General features: G+C 36.3%; 15 protein-coding genes. 7 read left to right on the top strand and 8 right to left on the bottom strand.

The features are described from left to right. Nucleotides 1-146 precede the first annotated feature (146 nt). Nucleotides 147-1067, top strand: a complete 921-nt coding sequence (locus ACL9RF_RS03565; RefSeq protein ID WP_422799218.1) for a helix-turn-helix domain-containing protein — start codon at nucleotides 147-149, stop codon at nucleotides 1065-1067. An 84-nt stretch (nucleotides 1068-1151) separates the two neighbouring features. Then, entirely contained in the window at nucleotides 1152-2354 is a 1203-nt protein-coding gene (locus tag ACL9RF_RS03560) for an MFS transporter (RefSeq protein WP_422799217.1), read from the top strand. A 38-nt stretch (nucleotides 2355-2392) separates the two neighbouring features. Here the strand turns inward: ACL9RF_RS03560 and ACL9RF_RS03555 are convergent, their stop codons facing one another. The 3 genes from ACL9RF_RS03555 to ACL9RF_RS03545 all read right to left on the bottom strand — a co-directional run bounded on the left by ACL9RF_RS03555 (nucleotide 2393) and on the right by ACL9RF_RS03545 (nucleotide 6218). Beyond that, nucleotides 2393-3277 (bottom strand): bestrophin family protein, encoded by an 885-nt coding sequence (locus ACL9RF_RS03555; RefSeq protein ID WP_422799216.1) that lies wholly within the window; start codon nucleotides 3275-3277, stop codon nucleotides 2393-2395. A 299-nt stretch (nucleotides 3278-3576) separates the two neighbouring features. Then, the gene (locus ACL9RF_RS03550; RefSeq protein WP_422799215.1) at nucleotides 3577-4203 is read right to left on the bottom strand and encodes a response regulator; all 627 of its coding nucleotides are present in this window, start codon (nucleotides 4201-4203) and stop codon (nucleotides 3577-3579) included. A gap of 8 nt (nucleotides 4204-4211) precedes the next feature. After that, on the bottom strand, nucleotides 4212-6218 hold the full coding sequence (locus tag ACL9RF_RS03545) for a tetratricopeptide repeat-containing sensor histidine kinase (RefSeq protein WP_422799214.1): 2007 nt from the start codon (nucleotides 6216-6218) through the stop codon (nucleotides 4212-4214). Between the two features lie 165 nt (nucleotides 6219-6383). On the opposite strand from ACL9RF_RS03545, the gene ACL9RF_RS03540 reads away from it, so the two are divergent. The 5 genes from ACL9RF_RS03540 (at nucleotide 6384) to ACL9RF_RS03520 (ending at nucleotide 12586) form a co-directional block, all read left to right on the top strand. Further along, entirely contained in the window at nucleotides 6384-6860 is a 477-nt protein-coding gene (locus ACL9RF_RS03540; RefSeq protein ID WP_422799213.1) for a hypothetical protein, read from the top strand. A gap of 907 nt (nucleotides 6861-7767) precedes the next feature. Continuing rightward, nucleotides 7768-8172, top strand: coding sequence for a (deoxy)nucleoside triphosphate pyrophosphohydrolase (locus tag ACL9RF_RS03535; protein WP_422799212.1), 405 nt, complete (start codon nucleotides 7768-7770; stop codon nucleotides 8170-8172). Further along, nucleotides 8145-11297: a DUF3427 domain-containing protein gene (locus tag ACL9RF_RS03530; RefSeq protein ID WP_422799211.1), complete on the top strand. Its 3153-nt coding sequence runs from the start codon at nucleotides 8145-8147 to the stop codon at nucleotides 11295-11297. The genes ACL9RF_RS03535 and ACL9RF_RS03530 overlap by 28 nt, the downstream gene beginning before the upstream one ends. Nucleotides 11298-11836: 539 nt before the next feature. Next, a complete protein-coding gene (locus ACL9RF_RS03525; RefSeq protein ID WP_422799210.1) occupies nucleotides 11837-12058 on the top strand; it encodes a hypothetical protein in 222 nt (73 codons plus the stop codon). An 18-nt stretch (nucleotides 12059-12076) separates the two neighbouring features. Then, nucleotides 12077-12586: a beta-barrel fold lipoprotein gene (locus ACL9RF_RS03520; RefSeq protein ID WP_422799209.1), complete on the top strand. Its 510-nt coding sequence runs from the start codon at nucleotides 12077-12079 to the stop codon at nucleotides 12584-12586. Nucleotides 12587-12783: 197 nt separating this feature from the next. On the opposite strand, the gene ACL9RF_RS03515 is transcribed toward ACL9RF_RS03520, so the two are convergent. The 5 genes from ACL9RF_RS03515 to ACL9RF_RS03495 all read right to left on the bottom strand — a co-directional run bounded on the left by ACL9RF_RS03515 (nucleotide 12784) and on the right by ACL9RF_RS03495 (nucleotide 20270). Continuing rightward, nucleotides 12784-13233 carry a GNAT family N-acetyltransferase gene (locus tag ACL9RF_RS03515; protein WP_422799208.1) on the bottom strand — a complete coding sequence of 150 codons (450 nt, stop codon included), beginning with the start codon at nucleotides 13231-13233 and terminating at the stop codon, nucleotides 12784-12786. Between the two features lie 401 nt (nucleotides 13234-13634). Continuing rightward, nucleotides 13635-14480 carry a DUF2971 domain-containing protein gene (locus ACL9RF_RS03510; RefSeq protein WP_422799207.1) on the bottom strand — a complete coding sequence of 282 codons (846 nt, stop codon included), beginning with the start codon at nucleotides 14478-14480 and terminating at the stop codon, nucleotides 13635-13637. Between the two features lie 2 nt (nucleotides 14481-14482). Then, a complete protein-coding gene (locus ACL9RF_RS03505) occupies nucleotides 14483-15733 on the bottom strand; it encodes an McrC family protein (protein WP_422799206.1) in 1251 nt (416 codons plus the stop codon). Continuing rightward, entirely contained in the window at nucleotides 15733-17805 is a 2073-nt protein-coding gene (locus ACL9RF_RS03500) for an AAA family ATPase (protein ID WP_422799205.1), read from the bottom strand. The genes ACL9RF_RS03505 and ACL9RF_RS03500 overlap by 1 nt, the downstream gene beginning before the upstream one ends. After that, a complete protein-coding gene (locus tag ACL9RF_RS03495; protein WP_422799204.1) occupies nucleotides 17781-20270 on the bottom strand; it encodes a helicase-related protein in 2490 nt (829 codons plus the stop codon). Before ACL9RF_RS03495 ends, ACL9RF_RS03500 begins: the two co-directional genes overlap by 25 nt. Nucleotides 20271-20441: the final 171 nt, after the last annotated feature.

Genomic DNA, 20441 nt, shown 5'->3' with positions numbered 1-20441 from the left:
TGTGTTATATGTTAATAATATTACGCATTTTACGTTTCCTAGCTACAGTGCAAACAGCCGTTTTGAACCTGCTATTTAAAGCATACATGGTTTAAATTTATAAGGCTTGATAAAAAAATATTATTTGAATTGTGTAATTTCGAATTATGGAAAAGGCAGAAACGCTACAGGAATATTATCGTCGTACTAACAAAATTATGCCCAAGGACTTGGAATATGATAACGCGCCAACGCATCATTTCAATATCCTAAAACGCAGCAACTGCTTCAGCAGTTTGCCCTACCAGCGTAGAGATTACTATAAAATATGCTTGTTGAAAGACCCCCTGCGGCTGCATACTGAAAATGCCGTCCTGGAGATGGATAAACCCTGTATTATCTTCTCCAACCCCAGGCAAAAGTATGGGTGGGAGTCGTCGGTAAGCCCGGGGGATGGCTATATTTGTCTGTTTAATGAAGCGTATATCTCGAGCGATATTAAAGCGATACTGACCAAGTTTTATGCTTTATTTGAGGAGCAGGATTACCCTTTTGTTTTTCTCTCTAACACGGAGTATAATCTTTTCCTAACCTATTTCAGGCAGCTGGAGATGGAGTATAACAGTGATTTTGACTATAAAACGGAGCTCCTACACAGCCTTCTGCGGCTTATAATTTTTCAGGCTATTAAACTAAGGAAACAGCTTATTCCAGAAGTTAAGGTGGAAGACTACCCGAATAAATTGAGCCAGCGCTTTATGCATCTGCTCAACAGCCAGTTTCCTGTAGACTCGCCCTTGCAGCCTATACCATATAAAACGGCTGGTGATTTCGCCGGGCAGCTTTTTGTGCATGTTAACCACCTTAATCATAGTCTGAAAGAGGCTATAGGCAAATCGACAACGCAGCTTATAAATGAAAGAATTTGTTTGGAAGCAAAGGACTTGCTGCAGAATTCGGATTGGAGTATTACGGAGATTGCGTTTAGCTTGGGCTTTGACTATCCGCAGCACTTTACCACGTTCTTCAAAAAACATACCGGACAAAACCCAAAACATTTCCGCCTTTTGGAGTTGAAAAATATTTGATTTGTGGAGATATTTATTTGAATAGGGTAACTACTGCAGGATATGGCGAGCCTACCTTTGTGTCATTATTTTGTGCATAATGATATGAAGCAGTTAAAACATGAAAATCAGCGGATAAGTAGTATTCTAGCCTTTTTACTAATCCCCTTATCCGGACTGGCGATTGATATTTATATACCCTCGTTCCCAGAAATGGCGATAGACTTAGGTACCAGTGCCGACAATATTAAGCTTACCATGACCATTTACTTGTTAAGTTATGGTGTATCGCAGTTGTTTGTGGGCATGTTGTTGGATAGTTTCGGTCGTTATAACATTCATATCGCTTCGCTGCTGGTATTTGTTCTTACCTGTGTTGTTATTGCCTTGACATCGGATATTTACCTCATCTTCCTAATGCGTTTTATACAGGGCTTGGCTATTTCGTTTATTACCGTGGCCAAGCGGGCTTTGTTTATTGATATCTTCACGGGCGATAAGCGTAAGCATTATACCAGCATGCTTACTGTGGTATGGTCTACGGCTCCTATTGTTGCTCCTTTTGTGGGCGGATACCTGCAGACGTACTTTGGCTGGCACTCAAATTTTATTTTGATGGCCATTTATGCGGCTCTTATGTTACTGTTGGAGTTAAGGTATAGTGGCGAAACTATTGTAGTCAGACAGAAACTTTCGTTGCAGAGTATAGTACATACCTACCGAACGTTACTGGCCGATCGGGGTTATAGTATCGGGATAATGGTGCTTGGTTTAAGTTATGCTATGGTCATGGTTTTTGGCATGAGTATGCCTTTTATTGTAGAGCATAAACTACACCTTTCGCCAATTGTTACAGGCTACAGCACCTTAGCATCGGGTGTGGCGATATTCTTCGGCGGCTTTTTAAGTAAAAAACTCGTCGATAAGCCGTTGTATAAAAAACTATGGCTTGCGAATATTTTTCAGCTTATAGCAGTAACCGCTATGCTGATCACGGCCGATAGTGTTGTAAGCTTGCTGTATATTGGCGCGTTTGCTATTGTTATTCACTTTTGGCAGGGCTTCACGTATAATTCCTATTTCACCTTTGCGTTAACACGCTTTCCGGAGTATGCCGCAACATCAAGCGGACTGGCTAGCGGTGGCTCTTATATTTTATTTTCTTTTTTCAGTTATATGATGGTGTCTAACCTTACTATTGATAGCCAGTTTACATTGGGTATTTCGTATCTGGTTTTTATTGTCACCATATCGGCAACGTTAATGCTTTTGGGCTTAACCCTTAGGCGCGGGCTTACCGCGGGTTAAGGTGGTTAACGAGGGATAGCAAATTATTTATCAGGCTTTTATAATATATAATAAGCATCCGGATCTACGGGTTTTGGTTTTTCCACCTCATCCCCAAGCTGCTGCAGTAAGGCGATTTCAATATGCGTACTGATTGTGGTCATCGGAGTATCCATGGGCCCATTTTCAAATGGATCTTGCATCAAGATCGCCGTTTGCTCGATAAAAATAAATATAATTGGTAGACCCGCAGTAAGCGCCGTTTTTATATATGGATACTCGTCGTCTATACCAAAGGGGAGCAATAGTGCAAACAGGTAAATTAAAAAATGTATTAATGTACCATAAGACACCGGAAATACAGTGCTCTTAATACGCTCGCATCGGCCCATCGAATCACAGAGTCTACTTAAAGTTTCGTCGATCTGTACCATATGGTAGTCGGATACCGCACCAGCCTGGCGCATTTTTTTCAGGTGTTTACCATGCAATGAAATTATGCCATTGGGAATATTAAACCCTTTAACCTTATGTTTTGCAATAAAATCCTGCACGCGAGGGGAAAAACCCTGTCCACGTAAAGACTCACTAAGGGCGTAATTCCATATAATCTGCCGCTCTACAAACAACCTTATATCCGCTGCGTAATCATCGGGTAAAAACTCCTGTAGCTGCCTTAACAGTGTGCGCGAATCGTTAACAATCGCACCCCATACCGTGCGCGCCTCCCACCAACGATCGTACGACTGTCCGGTTCGAAAGGCCAGCAGCAGCGATATTGCGGTGCCAATTATAGCTATCAGGCCCAGTGGAATTACTAAGGAGGAGAAATAATTTCTAGTAGAAATAAAACCAATAATAATGCTAAAAGCAGTAATGGCTGTAATATCCAGCTTAATGGTCTTAACAAAATCAAAAACAGAAATTTTACCCTTTAATAACATATAAATATCTCCTTAACATACCCTCCTTAATAAAATCATAATGGCGGTAAAAAGTTTTAAGAATACCTATATTATTTCGCACATTTCAGCTATTCACCTATAAATCAGGCTTTAATTTTTAACGACATACATCAGCCATCTATTCACCTGCCAAATCAAGGTTATCGAAGACACACCATTCTATAGACCACAACATTCGAAACGAAAAGCCTGGCAGTTAAGCTTTAAGGTTTAAGGTTTAAGGATTACAAGCCAGAAATTTGTCGCTTTAAAAAGGTTTTTAATAGCTTAAATGCAAGTTAAATCAACCTATTTTCGGTAGCAATCTTCACCAGCTCGAACATATTTTTAGCTGTAAACTTCTGTAAAAGATTGCGTCGATGCGTTTCTACGGTAATCACAGAAATAAACAATTTTTCTGCAATATCCGCAGACGTAAGACCATTGGAAATGGCCTGCAGCACCTGCTGTTCCCTTTTCGTTAACCGCGGCAGTTGTGGGGGTGCCTCCATAGGCGTTAGCATAATTTCCTGAACCTTTCTACTCAGCGCCAGCTCGCCCGCTACGGCCTTTTCCACACAGCAGACAATCTCGTTCGCATCGGCATTCTTAAGGATATACCCATTTCCACCATTTTCTAAAAAACGGAAAATAATACTTCTTTCCTCCTGGTTGCTGATCCCCAGCAGCACGGTATCTTTAGATTTCTGCTTTATAAGCTTACAGAAGTCCAAACCAGAACCATCGTTAAGCACAATATCCAGCAATACCACATCCACCCTATTTTCCTGGATAAAATCTAAAAGAGCCTCCCCTTTGGTAAAAAAGAAAAGCTGATACCTATCAACATCGCCAGAAAATAAAGACTTTAAGCCTTCTAAAATCATGGGATGGTCATCCACTATCGCTAAGGTTATTCTATCCATAGTACTGATTACAGATTACATTCAATATTTATTGTTGTTCCATGCCCTTTACCGCTATCGATCTCCACCGTTCCTTGAATCAAGCGCAGCCTATTCGTTATGTTTTTTATGCCCAAACCATAAGCCACAGTCGAGGTATCAAAACCTATGCCATCGTCTTCAATCGTTAAAGCCAGCAATTTGTCGTTCTGACTAATCTGCACAATAACATTAGATGCCTGTGCATGTTTTATAACATTACTCAACCCCTCCTGCGTAATACGATAAAGAGCCAGCTGCACCGGAAACGGAATATCAGGCTGCAGGTTGAAAGCTTCATACTGAATGGTTAAACCGGTTAAACCGGGGCTGCTCATAGCCTCACAAAGCTCCTTAAGGGCAATTTCGAGACCTAAATTTTTTAAAGTCTCAGGCATTAGGTTTCGCGATATCCGACGCATTTCCGTAATCGACTTATCAATTTTTGCTAATATATCCGTATTACTCGTAAGCGCTAGCGATGAAATCGACATCCGTATATTAGCCAGCATTCCCCCCATACTATCATGGAGATCTTGGGCAATACGCTGACGCTCCTGCTCCTCACCTTTTAACACCGCTTTCGATGCCTCGAACATTTTTTCCTGTTCCACATGTTGCAGCTCCTTCAAGTGATTGTTGCGTATCTGCTGGTTTAGTCTTCGCTGGTTTCTATAATTCGTAAAGGCCAACAGCGCTATTATTACACTTAATATAAAAGCAACAGCCAAAAAGGTAGTACGCAAACTGCGTGCACTAGCGCGCTGCGCTTCGGTATTTTTTTCCTGCAACAGACGACTTATGGTACTTTCTTTCTGATGCGTATCGTGGATAAGTTCCAGCTCGTTCATCTTTTCGAGCAGCTTTTGTTGCTGAATACTATCCGATAAAGCGGCCACCTTTTTCATCCAAAGGTACGCCTCCTTATAATTTCCCATTGCTTCATTAACTGCTGCCAGCTGCGTAATTGTAATCTTCCTATTCATAGGCTCCCTCCCCAGCACAGCATCGTTAAGGAGCTGCTCAAGAATAGCCTTCGCCTTCGGGTAATCCTGCTGCATCAGATAAACATTGTACATTCGGAAATACATCATCTGCGTAAGTAAGTTCTGATTTTTCTCACGTGAGGCTATAATTCCCTTTCTCAATACCCCTAATGCGCGCGCATACTCCTGTGTTGTGGTGTAATACATAGCCAGCTGGTAGTAATAATTCGGATATTGCCTACTGTCGGAAAAAGGCAGCAACAGCGCTGTAGCCTTATCCAGATATATTTTTGCTGAACGACTATCGGCCATGTAACAATAGTTACTCACCAGATTAAAATAAGTTATTACATGTATGGTACCCTGTTCAGGTATATGTTGCAGCATATCCAAGGCTTTAAAATGATACTCCTGTGCTTTATCGGTTTGGCCGACAGACATAAAGGTTAGCCCTACCTGCGTGTAAGCATACGCCAGCAGCAACTTGTTGCCACTTTTTTGACACAACGGTATACACTGCTCCGTGAGCGTTTTAATAAAAGCCTGATAACCTTTCTCTTCGATTTGCAAATAACCATAGTTATACCAACATTTGATATACAGTTCCAAGTTATCATTATCGTCTTTAAGCGCTTGTATAGCCTCCTCGTAGTACCTTATCGCCCTTAGTTTTTGTCCGCGGTATGCATAATAAATACCTTGATAATAGGCCAGTACCCCCTTATTCAACAACTTCAAACTAGCCGATGAAGACACTTTATCCAAGGCCTCCTTACTCCGCACACTGTCTGTAGGCGCATAAAATTCGGACAGCAGCAAATAATTCACTAAGCGCAGCTTTTCGCTGCTACCCTGCTTTATTGACTTATCCTGGTTATCCGGGTTAACCTGTTCAATTTGCTGGTTTATTTGACTTAGGTACGCACTTTCATCTAAAGGCAGAATTTGCTGCGCATAGCTCGTTGCAGCCCATACCATAATTGCTGTAAGTAGATAGAGTTTCTTTCTCATATAGCCCCAAAATTTAAGCATAAATATCAGGATATTATACAATCCTTCCTACATATACCAAAGAATACGGGTAAACCCGTAGATTAAGAATCCTTGTTTTCTATTATTGCCATACAAAAAATGGCTGCTGATATTTGTATCAAACATTAATAAATAAGCATAGGTATGAAAAAAACAAAATTAAAAACTGCGTTCCTTGGTATTTTAGCTGCTTTAACGCTTGGACTTTTTGCTGTTGGCTGTAGCAAGAGCGATGATAATAATGGGCCTAATTTAGAGAAGAACTTGTATAAAATAACCGTTGCGCTTAGCGATGTGGATGTAAGTCGTGATTTTGTATCCATCGCTGTTGCGGGTGGCACGGCAACAGGAAAAACTGATGTTTGGAAAGTCAACGGCACGCCGAGGGCTGGTGAGTCGGCCATAGGCTTAAACAAAAATGATTTCGGTGCAGGAACAAAAACCTATGTCATCGAGTCTACAGAACCAATTGCCGCATTTTCCGGATCTGTACAGATTATAAACTACGGCGCTGGTTTGCCTATTAGCTTGAAAATCGAAAAAGGTGATAAGGTGGTTGTAAACGAAAATATTACGCTTACCGGTGATGGTAGCGACTTTACAAAATCGTATTCTTTTTAAGGTATTTCGCCCCAGAATTGGGGTAATATATGCTACGGGAGGCAGAAGCTTAGTATGTCTCCTTTTATTGGCGTATAAATGACCTTACCTTTCTGATTTTCTGTTATCAAAAAAACATGCTGTTTACATATGGTATTTAGGTACATAATAGCTGTAAATTAATCAAGTCAAGAATCGGCGATTTTAGACTTGATGATGTTTCAGAATTGCCTGTAGAAAGAAAGTTTTATTAAGATACGCCCTCCGAAACCTATGGGACCAAATCCCAAATCCCAAATCCCAAATCCCTTGCCAAATCCTACAGAACAGATAAATCCTACAGAACAGATAAATCCAGTACCTTTAACTGAAAATCTTTCAGAATTTAGCAACTTATTACGTACAGTATTAAACATACACTACAGTTTCTGCCTTTTCTGAGAAGGGTGATACTTAACCACTGAATGCTATTTAATTAGTCCAGCAATTTTTTTAGATAGCGCATAGATATTATAGCAGGTAAAATTTTTCCAAAAATTTTCTCTCTTCTTAATTTGTCCATCAAAATATTTCTATCTTTTAATAGTTTATTTATAAAAGATTATAACCCTAAAGGGAATATTTTTAACTGATATGAAAAAGTATTTCCAAAAATTTGTTGATATCCCTTTACACTGTCTTTATTTTCTAATTGACAATAGGCTACGAAATATCCGAACCTTTTCTAGCATTTTTTAAGGGCATATAATAGGTTATTATTCCCTTATAGATATACCTTGGTATTCTAGAAGGATGGCATAAGATGGGAACAGGGAACTCCATCCACCCCTGCCTATATTACGCCTATTAATAATCTAAATTTTTTAAGTGTGGCAAATATAAAATTTTAGACTATTTTTAAGTTTATTAAAATGCGTTAAAAAATTTTATGCTAAGAGTTACTTGTGCAATAATCATACACAATGAAAAAATTCTCCTCTGCCAACGAGGAGAAAACATGCGCCTTCCCTTGAAATGGGAATTCCCCGGAGGAAAGCTCGAAAAAGATGAAGCAGAAGAAGCCTGTATCATTCGCGAAATTAAGGAGGAATTACATTTACATATCCATGTAGGGCAGCAATTGACGCCTGTTGAATATACCTATGAAACTTTTGCCATTTGTTTAATACCTTTTTTAGCAACCGTAACAAATCCAACCTTACAATTAACCGAACACAAAGCTTATGCTTGGGTATCCCCACAAAGTCTACTTCAGTACGATTTAGCTCCTGCAGATATCCCAATTGTGCATGAAATATTACAGCTATGGAACTTGGAATATACGAAACCTTAATTACACAAACGCTTCAGGCTAAACTCAATAAACTCGATAAAAAAACCTATTTTGTAGCCGACTCAAAACGATTGGATGCAGTTGAAGCCAGTCATTTTTTATCCTTACACTTAAGCAGAATCATAGGACGTGTACTATCCTCATTGAAAAAATCCGATGATGTATCCTTAGTTGGAAAACAAATTCAAATCGCGAATAAAATTCTCCAATTTTTAGAAGGAGAAATTGAGAATTCTTCCTTTGTGAATGATTTAATTGAGGAAGAAGGACGAATTCTGGAAGGGGTATTTAATAAACTCAACGAAGAATATACGAATTTAAACCTACGTCTAAATGAAATAATGCCTACGACCCGCTTGTCGCAAAGTGAACTTTTTACAGGCGGTAATAGCAGCATATCTCTGGAAAGTGAATTGAAAAAAGAGATTCGTTCTGCTAACCGTATTGACCTGTTAGTATCATTTATAAAATGGAAAGCTATTGTGATATTAAAGGATGCCCTTGAGGAATTTACAGGCAGAGGTGGGCAACTGCGTGTTATTACAACAACATACATGGGGGCCTCTGATGCTAAAGCGATTGAAGAACTGGGAAAATTGCCTAATACCACTATCAAGGTATCCTATAATACATCCAACGAGCGGCTTCATGCTAAAGCATATTTATTTTATCGTAATACCGGGTATCACACCGGCTATATAGGATCCTCAAATTTTTCACGTTCCGCATTAACGGATGGTTTAGAATGGAATGTTAAAGTAACGACTAAGGAGATACCCCATATTATCAATAAATTTCAAAAAACATTTGAGTCATACTGGAACCAAGGAGAATTTGAGATATTTGACAGCACAAAAATAGAGAAATTAACCCATGCGCTGCAAAGCAATAAAATTGGGAAATCTACGAGTGAAATCGTTAATTTCTTCGACTTAAAACCCTATCATTATCAAGAAGAAATTCTAGAAAAATTATCCGTCGAAAGAAAACTACATCGTTCTTTTAGGAATCTGGTTGTTGCCGCTACAGGTACCGGTAAAACCATGATTGCTGCATTTGATTTCAAACGTTTTGCAGAAGAGAATAGACAGGCACGTTTGCTATTTGTTGCGCATCGAATCGAAATATTAAAACAAGCCTTACATACATTTAGAAATGTACAAAAAGATCAGAATTTTGGGGAATTGCTAGGTGATGGGTATCAACCAACAAGTAAAAATCAGGTCTTCGCAACTGTGCAATCTTTTAATAACCTAAATTTAACTACCTATGCGGCAAATGATTTTTATGATTTCATAATTCTAGATGAAGCGCACCATGGATCGGCTAATAGTTATAAAAAAATAGTAAACTACTTCAATCCGAAAATTTTATTAGGGTTAACAGCAACACCTGAACGGATGGATGGTCAGAATATATTGGATGATTTTAATCACCGAATTGCTGCCGAAATACGGCTTCCTGATGCGTTGAACAATAACCTACTCAGTCCATTTCAATATTTCGGCGTTACGGACGCAATAGATTACTCCAAAATAAAATGGAATAATGGCAAGTACCAAGCCGACGAACTTAGTAATATTTATACAGCAAATGATGCGAGAGTAAACGATATAATTACAAATATAAGGAAGTACACGAAGGATATACAAGGTAATAGATGTGTGGGGTTTTGTGTCAGCATAGCACATGCAAAATATATGCATGCAAAGTTTGAGCGTGTAGGCTTAGCATCAAACTACCTCGTAGCTGAGAACTCTTCTCAACGAGATACTATTATCGATAGCTTCAAAAAAGGCGCTATAAATTACCTGTTTGTTGTCGACATATTTAATGAAGGTATCGATATTCCAGAGATAGATACAGTTCTGTTTTTACGACCAACAGAAAGTTTAACCGTTTTCTTACAACAATTGGGTAGAGGTTTGCGCTTGCACGACAATAAGGATGTATTAACCGTTTTAGATTTTATAGGCCAAGCAAGAGAAGAATACAATTTCGAAAGTAAATTCAGAGCATTAATAGGCAAAACAAACTCCTCTGTTGCAGAAGAGTTAAAAAAAGATTTCCCTCATCTGCCTCTCGGAAGTTCCATAATCTTAGAGAAGAAGGCCAAAGATTATATGGTGGAGAATATCAAAAAAGCCACGAATATTACCAGAAAAACTTTAATTCAACGTATACAAATGTTCCAGCAAAACTTTACGTTGAATCTTAGTTTAGCGACATTTTTAGAAAAATACAACCTAAAATTAGCGCATATTTATAAAAACTATACCTATACGGCCTTATACCATGAAGCGTTTGGAACAGCTTATGACAAAACCAACGAACAACGTTATAAAACATTAATAGGAAAAAAATTAATGGCTACCGAAGCAGTTCATTACTTCAAATTTATCCTCGATCTGGTGGCTGTTGATTTTGATTTGAATAGTCTGTATGGAGACAGCGTTTTACATCAAAAGCTAGGGTTAATGTTGTATTATGATTTTTATGGTGAAGCTAATCAAGAGGGAGATTTAAATAGTGCTTTAAGGATGATAGCCCTAAATAAGGACTATGTTGATGAATTAAAAGCCTACCTTAAGTATAGAATATCTAAAATAAGTTTCGAGGAGGTCGACTGTAAGGATCTTCCATTTACATTCCCACTGAAAGTACATGCACGGTATAACCGCGATCAGGTATTAGTAGCCATGGGTTTGTCCAGCTATGGAAAGAAAAGCTCAAACCGTGAAGGTACTGCTCCTAACAAATTTTTAAATGCGGAGGCTTTATTTATAAACTTAAAGAAAAGTGAAGAGGACTTCTCGCCGACTACGATGTATGATGATTATGCAATAAACGAAACTTTATTCCATTGGCAATCACAAAATAATGTGACACCAGATTCAGATAGAGGTCATTCGTACATTTGTCAACATGAATTGGGCAAAACGATTTTATTATTCGTTAGAGAATCTAAAGAAGATGAGCATAATTTCACCAGAGGTTCGGTATTTTTGGGTAAAGCATCATTTGTATCATCTGAAGGCAGTAAACCTATGTCTATCCAATGGTTATTAGAGGAACCTATTCCGAATTTTATGTGGCAAGAAAGTGCTAAGATGATTGTAGGATAAATGTCAGGCTAATTAGGGCCTGTTTGTATGGCGTAATTCATACAGGTCCTTTCCATACCTTTATTTAAAATAATGGTAGAACCCTTATTTTTAACCATATTCTAACATAAATAGTAAGGATGCATCATGAGGTAAAAAAGCGCTTAGATTGGTAAAGCTTTACTTAAGGCTTTTATCCTCTGAACACGAACCTTAAAGGGAGTGTTGTAACAAAGTTCGCTTTACACTCCCGATTTTTTAGGAAAGGAGACTTTGAAAGCAACACACAGTTCTTTTGATACGCTGTAAGATGGTTGATGTTCCACTTGGCGATAGTTTTGTGATTTTCATTATTTCCAACGAACATTACAGCATGTAGAATCCTAAATGCTAACGTAGTTTAATAAATTCCTTTGAAAATAGAGTTTTTTTTCACTATATTGACCAGATAATGCTCCATATCAGCCTAAAATGATTCCTTGGATATACAGATGCATGTAGCATAAAGAAAAAATAGAAAATACTTAACCTATATACCTGTACTAAAATATATTTGGATTATGAAATGGATATTTTGGTTTTTCGTTGTAAACATCATTAGCGTAATAGCACTCATGAAAGGAATGGTTGCTGGCGAAAACACATTTGTTGGGATTATTATTGCCTTATCCGCTTGGGGGTTATTTATTAGGGCTATTGTTACCAGTCAAGAGAAAAAACGTAAAGCAAGGTACAGAGAACAAATGCTTGACGAATATCTCCGTCAACAATTGAGAAAATAATATAAATTACATTAGATAATGCGAAGTACAATTTTGAGCCTATTATGCCTTTTTGTTTTCATGAATACATCGTGTAAAAAAGACGGTGAAAATGACAAAGATAATTCCGTAAAAAAGAAAGCTGTAGAAGTAAAAATAACCTTTAGTTCCAATTATGCCCGTTATGGAGCAAATTTCGGATTACAAGTGGCAAGCGTTGATGGTGGTCTAAACAGTAGCTTTAGATTTGACGGTATCAGCTCAACAGCATCCATAGTATATGATGCGTCCATAATACACCAAGCTGAACTGTCACCGATCAGCAGTTCTAGCCAAAGCATTAAGACATCAATGCCCGTTAGTACTTTTTCCATTGCCACGATAGCAACCAATCTAACCGCAGATGCAACGCCACTAACGGCTAAATATGAATTCTATATCGATGGCAAAAAGACAGTAGAAAAATCCCTTTCATTCCAACCAAACAATTATGCAGCCAAAGTTCTAATTTTCGATGTTTCGAATCCGTCAAAACTCATTGAAAATTAATATCAATATATTTGACCTTGAGAGAAATCTCTAAGAAGAGGGCTATGCGTATACATAATTGGGGCATTATCCTAAATCAGTTCTTAACTTTATTTGAAAAAAGAGTCCAATTGTACGACTACAACTGAACTCTATATTCTTAATTTACACAGTTTGTGACACATTTCACTTTACACTCCTATGTATTATTTGTTTACTTATAATTTTTTTTCAAAACAAATACTACTATCGATATTTAAGTATTGTCCATAGTTCGGAATGATTGTAAAATTGTTTTTCTTATACAAGCCAATAGCCTCAATCATTTTGTCACCCGTTTCTAAAATACATTTGCTATACCCCAATTCTTTAGCCCAAGATTGTAATTCAATAAGTATCTTTCCTGCAATACCCTTCCCTCGCATCTCAGCGGATACAAACATTCTCTTTATTTCTATTACACCATTTCCGTATTCCTTTATTGCTCCGCAACCAATAGGCTTGTTAGCTTCATAAGCAACAACTACATGCTTTATTAGATCAATCTTATTGAATTGAGCGAAATAGTTATTTACTTCTCCATTTTTTATTGCTAAATCTTTATCAAGCTCAATTATTAAATTTTGAAAATCTAAGTTGTCTGAGTTTGTCCTATTAATTGTATACATGCGCTTTATTTAATCTTTTAAATTCGTGGTCTATCGTAATAATTGAATATTCCGAAATACCCAAATGGATTAAGTCCCTGTTTATATGCTAAGGATCCATGGGTTTCTTAAAGCATATTTTTATATTTATTCCGTGTTTGAAAAATTGTAAGTCTTCAAATGCATCGTTTCAAAACTAATGCATTACAAACAATAAAGCAACGAAAATATTTCATTTTCAAGGTTTTAAATTTGTTTGCTAATATCTAGTTATAGGCAGTTATGAGCAACTGCTTCAACCCCCGATACAAAGAGTATTAGTTATTGATTTTTAGTGAATTAAATTTTAAAAAATACAAATAAATTTCAATTTTGTAACATTTTATTATCTGAGAAGTCGTCAATGATTTGTTTAAAAATAATTAAATTATGATTTCTTTTGGCTCTACACAAAATGAATGATAGCCCATCTTCATTTTATAAACTTTAACATTGGCTAAATTTTGGGATTTTATAAATTCTAAAATTTCTTTGCAATGTAAATCTGTCATTTTACAGCCCAAATAAATTTCTTTAATAATCTCTTTTGGATAAGAAATAATTTCATTTGGTAAATTGTTTAACACTAGTCTATACTCTGATTCATATTCCCAACATTTATGTTTTGTAAAACAACGAACAAACGATGTTTTAATATCTCTTTGCTTAGTAAAATCTATTTCAGGATAATCCAATTGATAATTAACGGGACCTATCTTACAGCCAAATTCTTCATACTTCTTTGATATCAAATCAAAAAATAAGTTTGTATCAAATCCTATGCAATATCCTTTATGAAAATTTGAATAATGGCTCCACATAAGAATATTATCATAATTTTTTGCTAAAGATAAAACGCCATAAAAATCATGGTCTAAAGATGATATAAGCTCAGCTCTTGAATTCCAAAATTCCTCTGGATTGTATTTCATGAAATTATATTGACGAGTAGCATCATACAATATCTCTTCTTTTTTTTTGCCTTTTAATACTTTAGGATCTAGTAACTCAAAATATTCATTAATAAAATTATCTAAAGTAAAACTATCATTTGAAAAAACATATGGTAAGCTTAAATCAAAAGGATCATTAAAATTTTTCGGTGAGCTAGCAAATAATTCAAAATTTAACAAAGTTTTTGCATTATAATTTTTTATTACATTTTCTCCTTCATAACCTCTGTACTTGTATAGTACTATAGGAAAATTCAACTCTTGAATATTATTCATAATCAATATAAATTCAATAAATAATTTATTCGCTCCACGATCTTATCCTTCCAGACTTTAAAATCTTTATCAGCAGGAATTTGTACGATATGACAATGCTTATCATCGAGTTCTTTGTGAGTTTTATGATAGAATTGTCCATCTAAGGTAAACCCTTCACCTGGGTAAATTAGGGCAACTCTTCGCGCGCTAAAATATTCGTGGTATACATACATTTGACGCAGATCATCAGGAGAAGGTGAATACCCATTGAGATTTTTCCATTTGGTATCAAGAACAATCACCTCATTACTCAACCGATCTTCTAGCACAATATCTGGACGCATAGAGGAACTCATTCCTTGTGACTTCCAAAATGCTTTACTTATCTGCCCTGATACTTTATGTGACGAGAGTTGCTTTTGTAATACTCGTAAGACAAACTGCTCCCACAATGCATTCATATCAAACATCAATGCTAATACATTTCTTCGACCTTTACTCAAGTCGGGATGATAATTCAATAATAGCAATTCTGCGATTTCCAAAGCCCGTTGGTAAACGATCGTTTTACGATCGTACACTATCCTAGAAAAAGTACTTGCCACAACTTTTATTGGCTTTTGTTCTGGAAAATTCAACAATAAATTACCTATACGTGAAGCTAATAGATTGTTTCTATTCAAATGAGGAAGCAAAATTAATGCTGCATATAGAATTTGGTGTAACTCATGATCTACAGCGTATTTTGTAGTTTCAACATAAAAACGTTCTTGGTGAACTAGATTGTTCTGAATATGCTTTCCGAATAATAGCTTTCCTTTTAATGCAGTCGTATTTTTTTCTTCACGAACATATTTCTTAATCAAACCAGCACGAAATAGAGCTTCTAATTCTGAAATAAACAATTCAAAATAAAGGTCTAAAACAGAATTATACTTTAGTTTTAAACTAGAAGATCCAGAATTTTTCACAGAAAAACCCCAAACCGTCCGAATCATATTGATCAGCAAGCCTTGCCACTTTGATTTAGTTACATCATCTACAGTTTTATCAGCCTTAGGTAATACCTCAATCAAAGTATCTCCAACCTGTAACACCCCTACAAACTCGCAAAATTGAACACCATTGCGGATCAGTCTAAAAAAAGGTGTGTAATCGCCATGATAAGAAACCAAAGCATAGAATAGGCTTTCATCCCCTTCATTACTCAAATCAAAAACAAGCTTCTGATGTTCAAATACAATAATATGTTTTCGTTCTGATAATGCCATTACCTCATTAACAAATCAAGTGCAGCTTTGAACCCCTCCCCATTTTCATCGTATGTACGGTAATCAATGATCTGATAAATCATTCGACTCGCTAAATCTTCTCTATAATCATAATCAAAAGAAGCAAAAATATCATCTTTAGAATCCATAGGTTGTACAAAGCCAGAACCTAACACCAAACCTATCTTGCCATAATCCCCAAAAAAGTATTCTTGCAGTAGTGGGATAATATTTTTATAAAAAGAATCAATAATAGTCTCCTCATTCTTACCAATAAAATATGCATGACCTATACAGTGATCGCGATCTACCAACTTCTCAATACGTAGATTGATACGCTTTAAAATTGCTGAAGCCTTATAGCCGCACACCTCATAATCCAACTCCTCCAAATCTGGTTTTGGAAGCATTTCTTCAAATACAAAACGTCTACGCAAAGCTGTATCCAGAGCCTCCACCGAACGATCTGCCGTATTCATGGTACCGATAATATACAAGTTAGATGGTACCGAAAATTTCTTTTTACTATATGGTAAGATTACTTCTAAAACTTCCTCTTTCCCAGCACGCTTAGATTCTTCGATTAACGTAATAAGTTCGCCAAAGATAGCTGACACATTACCTCGATTGATTTCGTCGATTATCAGAATATGTGGTTTTAAAGAAGGTTCAATTGACTTTGTTGTACTAAACAATTCTTTGAACGCATTAATTTTTACATTATGCTTGTAAAATTCGTAAATGGTCATCTGAGATATATTTATATCTAAGAAAAAATCAGGATTATAATTCATTCGCGTAGATAACCATTTTACTTTTCTAAAATGCTTGTAATCAATAGACAAATTATCATCAAAATAATAGTCTCCATCAACTATACCTACAGCATCTACGATCTTATTACCTCTACTAATTACTACCACATCTCCCTTCTTTATACGTAGAAAAGTAAATGTTGCCTGAGCTGAATAGGTAGATTCGTTAAATTCTTCTGGATTTTGCTCTGAGAATTTATTTTTAAATTCATTCCAATTAGAAATCTTACACAAACCAGATAAATCGTTTTCGCCTCCATAACCTAATGCTATGACATTATTATCCAAACAATATTCATGTACGTCTGGTCTAGAAACTCCTCCTAATGAAAGTTTGAAATAATCCTTATTCTCCCAATCTATCGAATTATCCTTATATACTTCCTTTAATGAAGCTTGATGACATATCGACTTAAATATTCCATCATCAATTGTATAACTTATCTTTCCTTCATTATTATCACTATCTAAAACAGGCTTTATCCCTTCCACAAAATCCTCATAACTCATGGATTGATGAAATGTCGTAAAGACAATTTGGCCTGATTTAACCAGCCGCTGATATTCTGCTTTAATGATCCTACGATCCAGACTCAAATCAAACGATGGATTTGCAATGGATACCGCCTTATTGATTGTATTGTAAGTTTTACCAGTCCCTGGAGGACCGTATAAGATTTGGTTTAATGGTTGTTCCATTTTAATATCTGCAATTTTATCTTGTATACCATCTTGCTCATCCTCTAACATTTCGACCTTATCCATAGCACGAAATGCTTGATACAAAATATCTTGAGCAAATATTAAATGGTTAGCATCATGGTAACATTCGGTAGTTAAGAAATCAGATTTAATAGCTAATAACTCTTCATCTTTCTCGATCACATTAATAATAAAATCCTTAAGTAATTGAATATAATGCTCATATTTCTTATTCTTTGGTGCCGATTTGACACGCAATTTCTTACAATATGCACTATAAAATGAATCTTTATAAAGAGGATAACGATCCGGATATTTAAAACTCAAAAAAGTAGCTATAGTCCTTTCGTCATGATGATGATGTAGCTCATTTCCTAATGATTGATATAATTCAGCCACATTCGCTTGAAAAGCCAAAATACGTTCATGAAGCCCAATGTTTTCATCAAATAAAAGTTCAAAACATTTTTTGTAGGCTTCAGGAGCATTTTTTGCTAAAATATTTCTAACAGCTATTCCATTATGGTATATCAAATTTTGATATTTGATTCCCACTTCAAGCCGCCATTTAAATACATGGGCACCACAAAGAAATCTGAAAGCAGAGATTGTCCAAGATTATTGGCTACAACTCCTTTGAAAAGGTAGTACGCTACATTTTTTGGAATACGATCCAATTTAGAAACCAAGGCCACATCTTTATCTACCGAGGCTTCTAATTGCGTCATTAAAAAACGAACAACAGGATGCAATTCATAAAGCATATGGAATTTTGCCCATTCGCCTTTACGTTTACGCGACTCTTCAATAGCTTTTTGCACCGAATCTTTATTCAAAGAAAGTTGGTACACTTCACCAAACTTAGATGGTTTTGCTTCTTTCGGTAAATCGTATAAAATACGATCCAAATCAGCGGTATGTTTTACTTCTAGGATATCTCCTTCAAAGTTAGCTTGCTCATGTTGTAAATACTGATCGGTTTTTAATTGCTCAATCAGCGCTTCGTAATAGGATTTTTCATTATCAAACAACGAAATATGTTCCTCGATAGGTTCTGCTACCTCCATCTTAGGCGTTGCATCATCAAATAAGGAATCAAATTCGTCATCAGACATCTCAACTTTAGGTGCATCTTCTAACAAACTTTCGTCATTCGTAGCAATCGCTTTAATGACCAAGTCTTCCTCAGCATTAGCATCGTATAATTTGTAGACTGAAGCTGCATCTCCCAATGATTGGTACACAGCTTCCTCTTTTTCTTTCAGTTTATTGACAATGTGTAAATCATCTTTCAATCCCGGCAAATCGGACTTTGCAATCATATAATGGATAAAAGGTGTTTTGCTTTGTCCATAACGATCGATACGCCCATTACGCTGTTCCAAAGTAATCAATGACCATGGAATATCGTAGTTAAACATATGATTACAGTAGTAATGTAAGTTCACCCCTTGTGCACCGGCATCTGAGGTCAATAGCACACGTACATCAGAATCCGCCTTCCCGAAATCTTCGATAATGCGTTGCTGCTCCATATCGGTTAAAGAACCATGAAAATCAGCAATCACCTTGTCCGCAAAATCAAAATCTTTTTTCAATTTATCCTTGAGCGCTTTCAAGGTTTCAATACGTTCTGCGAAAATCACGATACGGAAGTCGTTTTTACGACCGTTCCACTTTAGGCGAATCAATTCATTGCGTAATTCAGTGTATTTTGCATCTTTTCGTTCATTTATAATAGTCTCTAACTTGTCCTTTAACTCTTGAAGAACCGTTAGATTCTGTTCCATTAAATGTTCATCTTGATAAATGCCTTCTATCTTTCGGATACGATTTTCAATGGCTGTTAAAGCTGCCTCAGGTGAAGACATATAAGCTTTGAAAAGACCAATGGCAAATAATAAATCCTTCTTAAATCGCTTCGTTGACAGCTTACCAAATAAGTCTTTCTGCACATCCTCTTTATCCAGTTGGCTCAGCGCATTAAACTTAATTTTTTGCTGCAATTCCAAAAACTCATTTTCAGCATCGCTCAACTCTGCATGAATAGACACAATTTTACGTTCCTGAAAATTGGAGCGTACGGCCGCATCGTCAATATCGTTTTTAAACCTACGTACGTAGTAAGGCAATATTTCTTCTTTGGTATAATTGGATTCGTCCTTAATCGCTAAAGGTTCAATCATGTTAATCAGATTCGCAAAATTTTCTTTCTTACCATTATGAGGCGTAGCAGAAGTCAAAACCAACGATTCACATTTGGTACTTAGCAACAGCGCCAAACTACCACGTTGCGAATGGCTATTGGCCACGGTATGGCACTCATCTATCACAACAATATCCCATCGCGTTTTTTCAATATAATGCTGAAACTTTGCATTATTCTTTAGGGTATCAATGGATACTATGGTTTTATCATAATAATCGAACGGATTTTTATTAGCAGGGAGCTCGGATTTAATCTTTGAAATACCATCAGAATCTAATCGAACCAATGGAATCGCGAATCGGTTCCAGATCTCCTGCTGAAACTGACCTAAAATTGATTTTAAAGCCAATACAAGAATACGCTTGCCTTTACCTCTTTTGATCATCTCAGACAAAAAGATTCCTACTTCTACCGTCTTACCTAAACCTACTGCATCAGCAATAAGAATTCTTGGTCTTGGTAGCTCAAAAGCTTTCAAAGTTGGCTCCAACTGATAATTAGCGACATTAAAAGCAGCCTTGTGCGCAATCGTAATTTTATTGCTGTAAACACTGGCATTTCGAATTTGATTTTCAATAAAAAGCTTGGTCTTTCTGTATCCATAATCGCTATCAGGAACCAACTTTGTATCTTTGGGATCCAACACACGAATCCCTGCATCCAGCTGTGTATCAAACACAAATCGTTTACCTTTTACTAATTCAGAAATTCCTTCTACTCTTAATATCCAATGTCCATTATTTTCAACACAATCGTCAATAATAAAATCTTCATCACGATTTGTGATGCGCTGTCCTGGAGTGAAATTCATATCAGTGGCTAATACTTTGCTAAAGGATATTATAATAACCTAATTAATAAATCGTGAAAATAATAATATTATTTGTGATTTAGTATTATTAATTACTAATACTAAATCACAAATTCACTATTGAATATTAAACAAGAAAATCTTTCATTTAACCAAATTAAATTCAAAACA

The sequence above is a fragment of the Sphingobacterium sp. Mn56C genome, from assembly GCF_049319645.1.
Taxonomy (GTDB): domain Bacteria; phylum Bacteroidota; class Bacteroidia; order Sphingobacteriales; family Sphingobacteriaceae; genus Sphingobacterium.
This window is presented reverse-complemented; position numbering and strand designations above follow the sequence as displayed.

What these genes read in the sequence shown, in the direction of transcription:
- ACL9RF_RS03495 (WP_422799204.1), bottom strand. Translation starts at nt 20,270, where the DNA reads ATGAATTTCACTCCAGGACAGCGCATCACAAATCGTGATGAAGATTTT.
- ACL9RF_RS03520 (WP_422799209.1), top strand. Translation starts at nt 12,077, where the DNA reads ATGCGAAGTACAATTTTGAGCCTATTATGCCTTTTTGTTTTCATGAAT.
- ACL9RF_RS03565 (WP_422799218.1), top strand. Translation starts at nt 147, where the DNA reads ATGGAAAAGGCAGAAACGCTACAGGAATATTATCGTCGTACTAACAAA.
- ACL9RF_RS03505 (WP_422799206.1), bottom strand. Translation starts at nt 15,733, where the DNA reads ATGGCATTATCAGAACGAAAACATATTATTGTATTTGAACATCAGAAG.
- ACL9RF_RS03555 (WP_422799216.1), bottom strand. Translation starts at nt 3,277, where the DNA reads ATGTTATTAAAGGGTAAAATTTCTGTTTTTGATTTTGTTAAGACCATT.
- ACL9RF_RS03560 (WP_422799217.1), top strand. Translation starts at nt 1,152, where the DNA reads ATGAAGCAGTTAAAACATGAAAATCAGCGGATAAGTAGTATTCTAGCC.
- ACL9RF_RS03525 (WP_422799210.1), top strand. Translation starts at nt 11,837, where the DNA reads ATGAAATGGATATTTTGGTTTTTCGTTGTAAACATCATTAGCGTAATA.
- ACL9RF_RS03550 (WP_422799215.1), bottom strand. Translation starts at nt 4,203, where the DNA reads ATGGATAGAATAACCTTAGCGATAGTGGATGACCATCCCATGATTTTA.
- ACL9RF_RS03545 (WP_422799214.1), bottom strand. Translation starts at nt 6,218, where the DNA reads ATGAGAAAGAAACTCTATCTACTTACAGCAATTATGGTATGGGCTGCA.
- ACL9RF_RS03515 (WP_422799208.1), bottom strand. Translation starts at nt 13,233, where the DNA reads ATGTATACAATTAATAGGACAAACTCAGACAACTTAGATTTTCAAAAT.
- ACL9RF_RS03535 (WP_422799212.1), top strand. Translation starts at nt 7,768, where the DNA reads ATGCTAAGAGTTACTTGTGCAATAATCATACACAATGAAAAAATTCTC.
- ACL9RF_RS03510 (WP_422799207.1), bottom strand. Translation starts at nt 14,480, where the DNA reads ATGAATAATATTCAAGAGTTGAATTTTCCTATAGTACTATACAAGTAC.
- ACL9RF_RS03540 (WP_422799213.1), top strand. Translation starts at nt 6,384, where the DNA reads ATGAAAAAAACAAAATTAAAAACTGCGTTCCTTGGTATTTTAGCTGCT.
- ACL9RF_RS03530 (WP_422799211.1), top strand. Translation starts at nt 8,145, where the DNA reads ATGGAACTTGGAATATACGAAACCTTAATTACACAAACGCTTCAGGCT.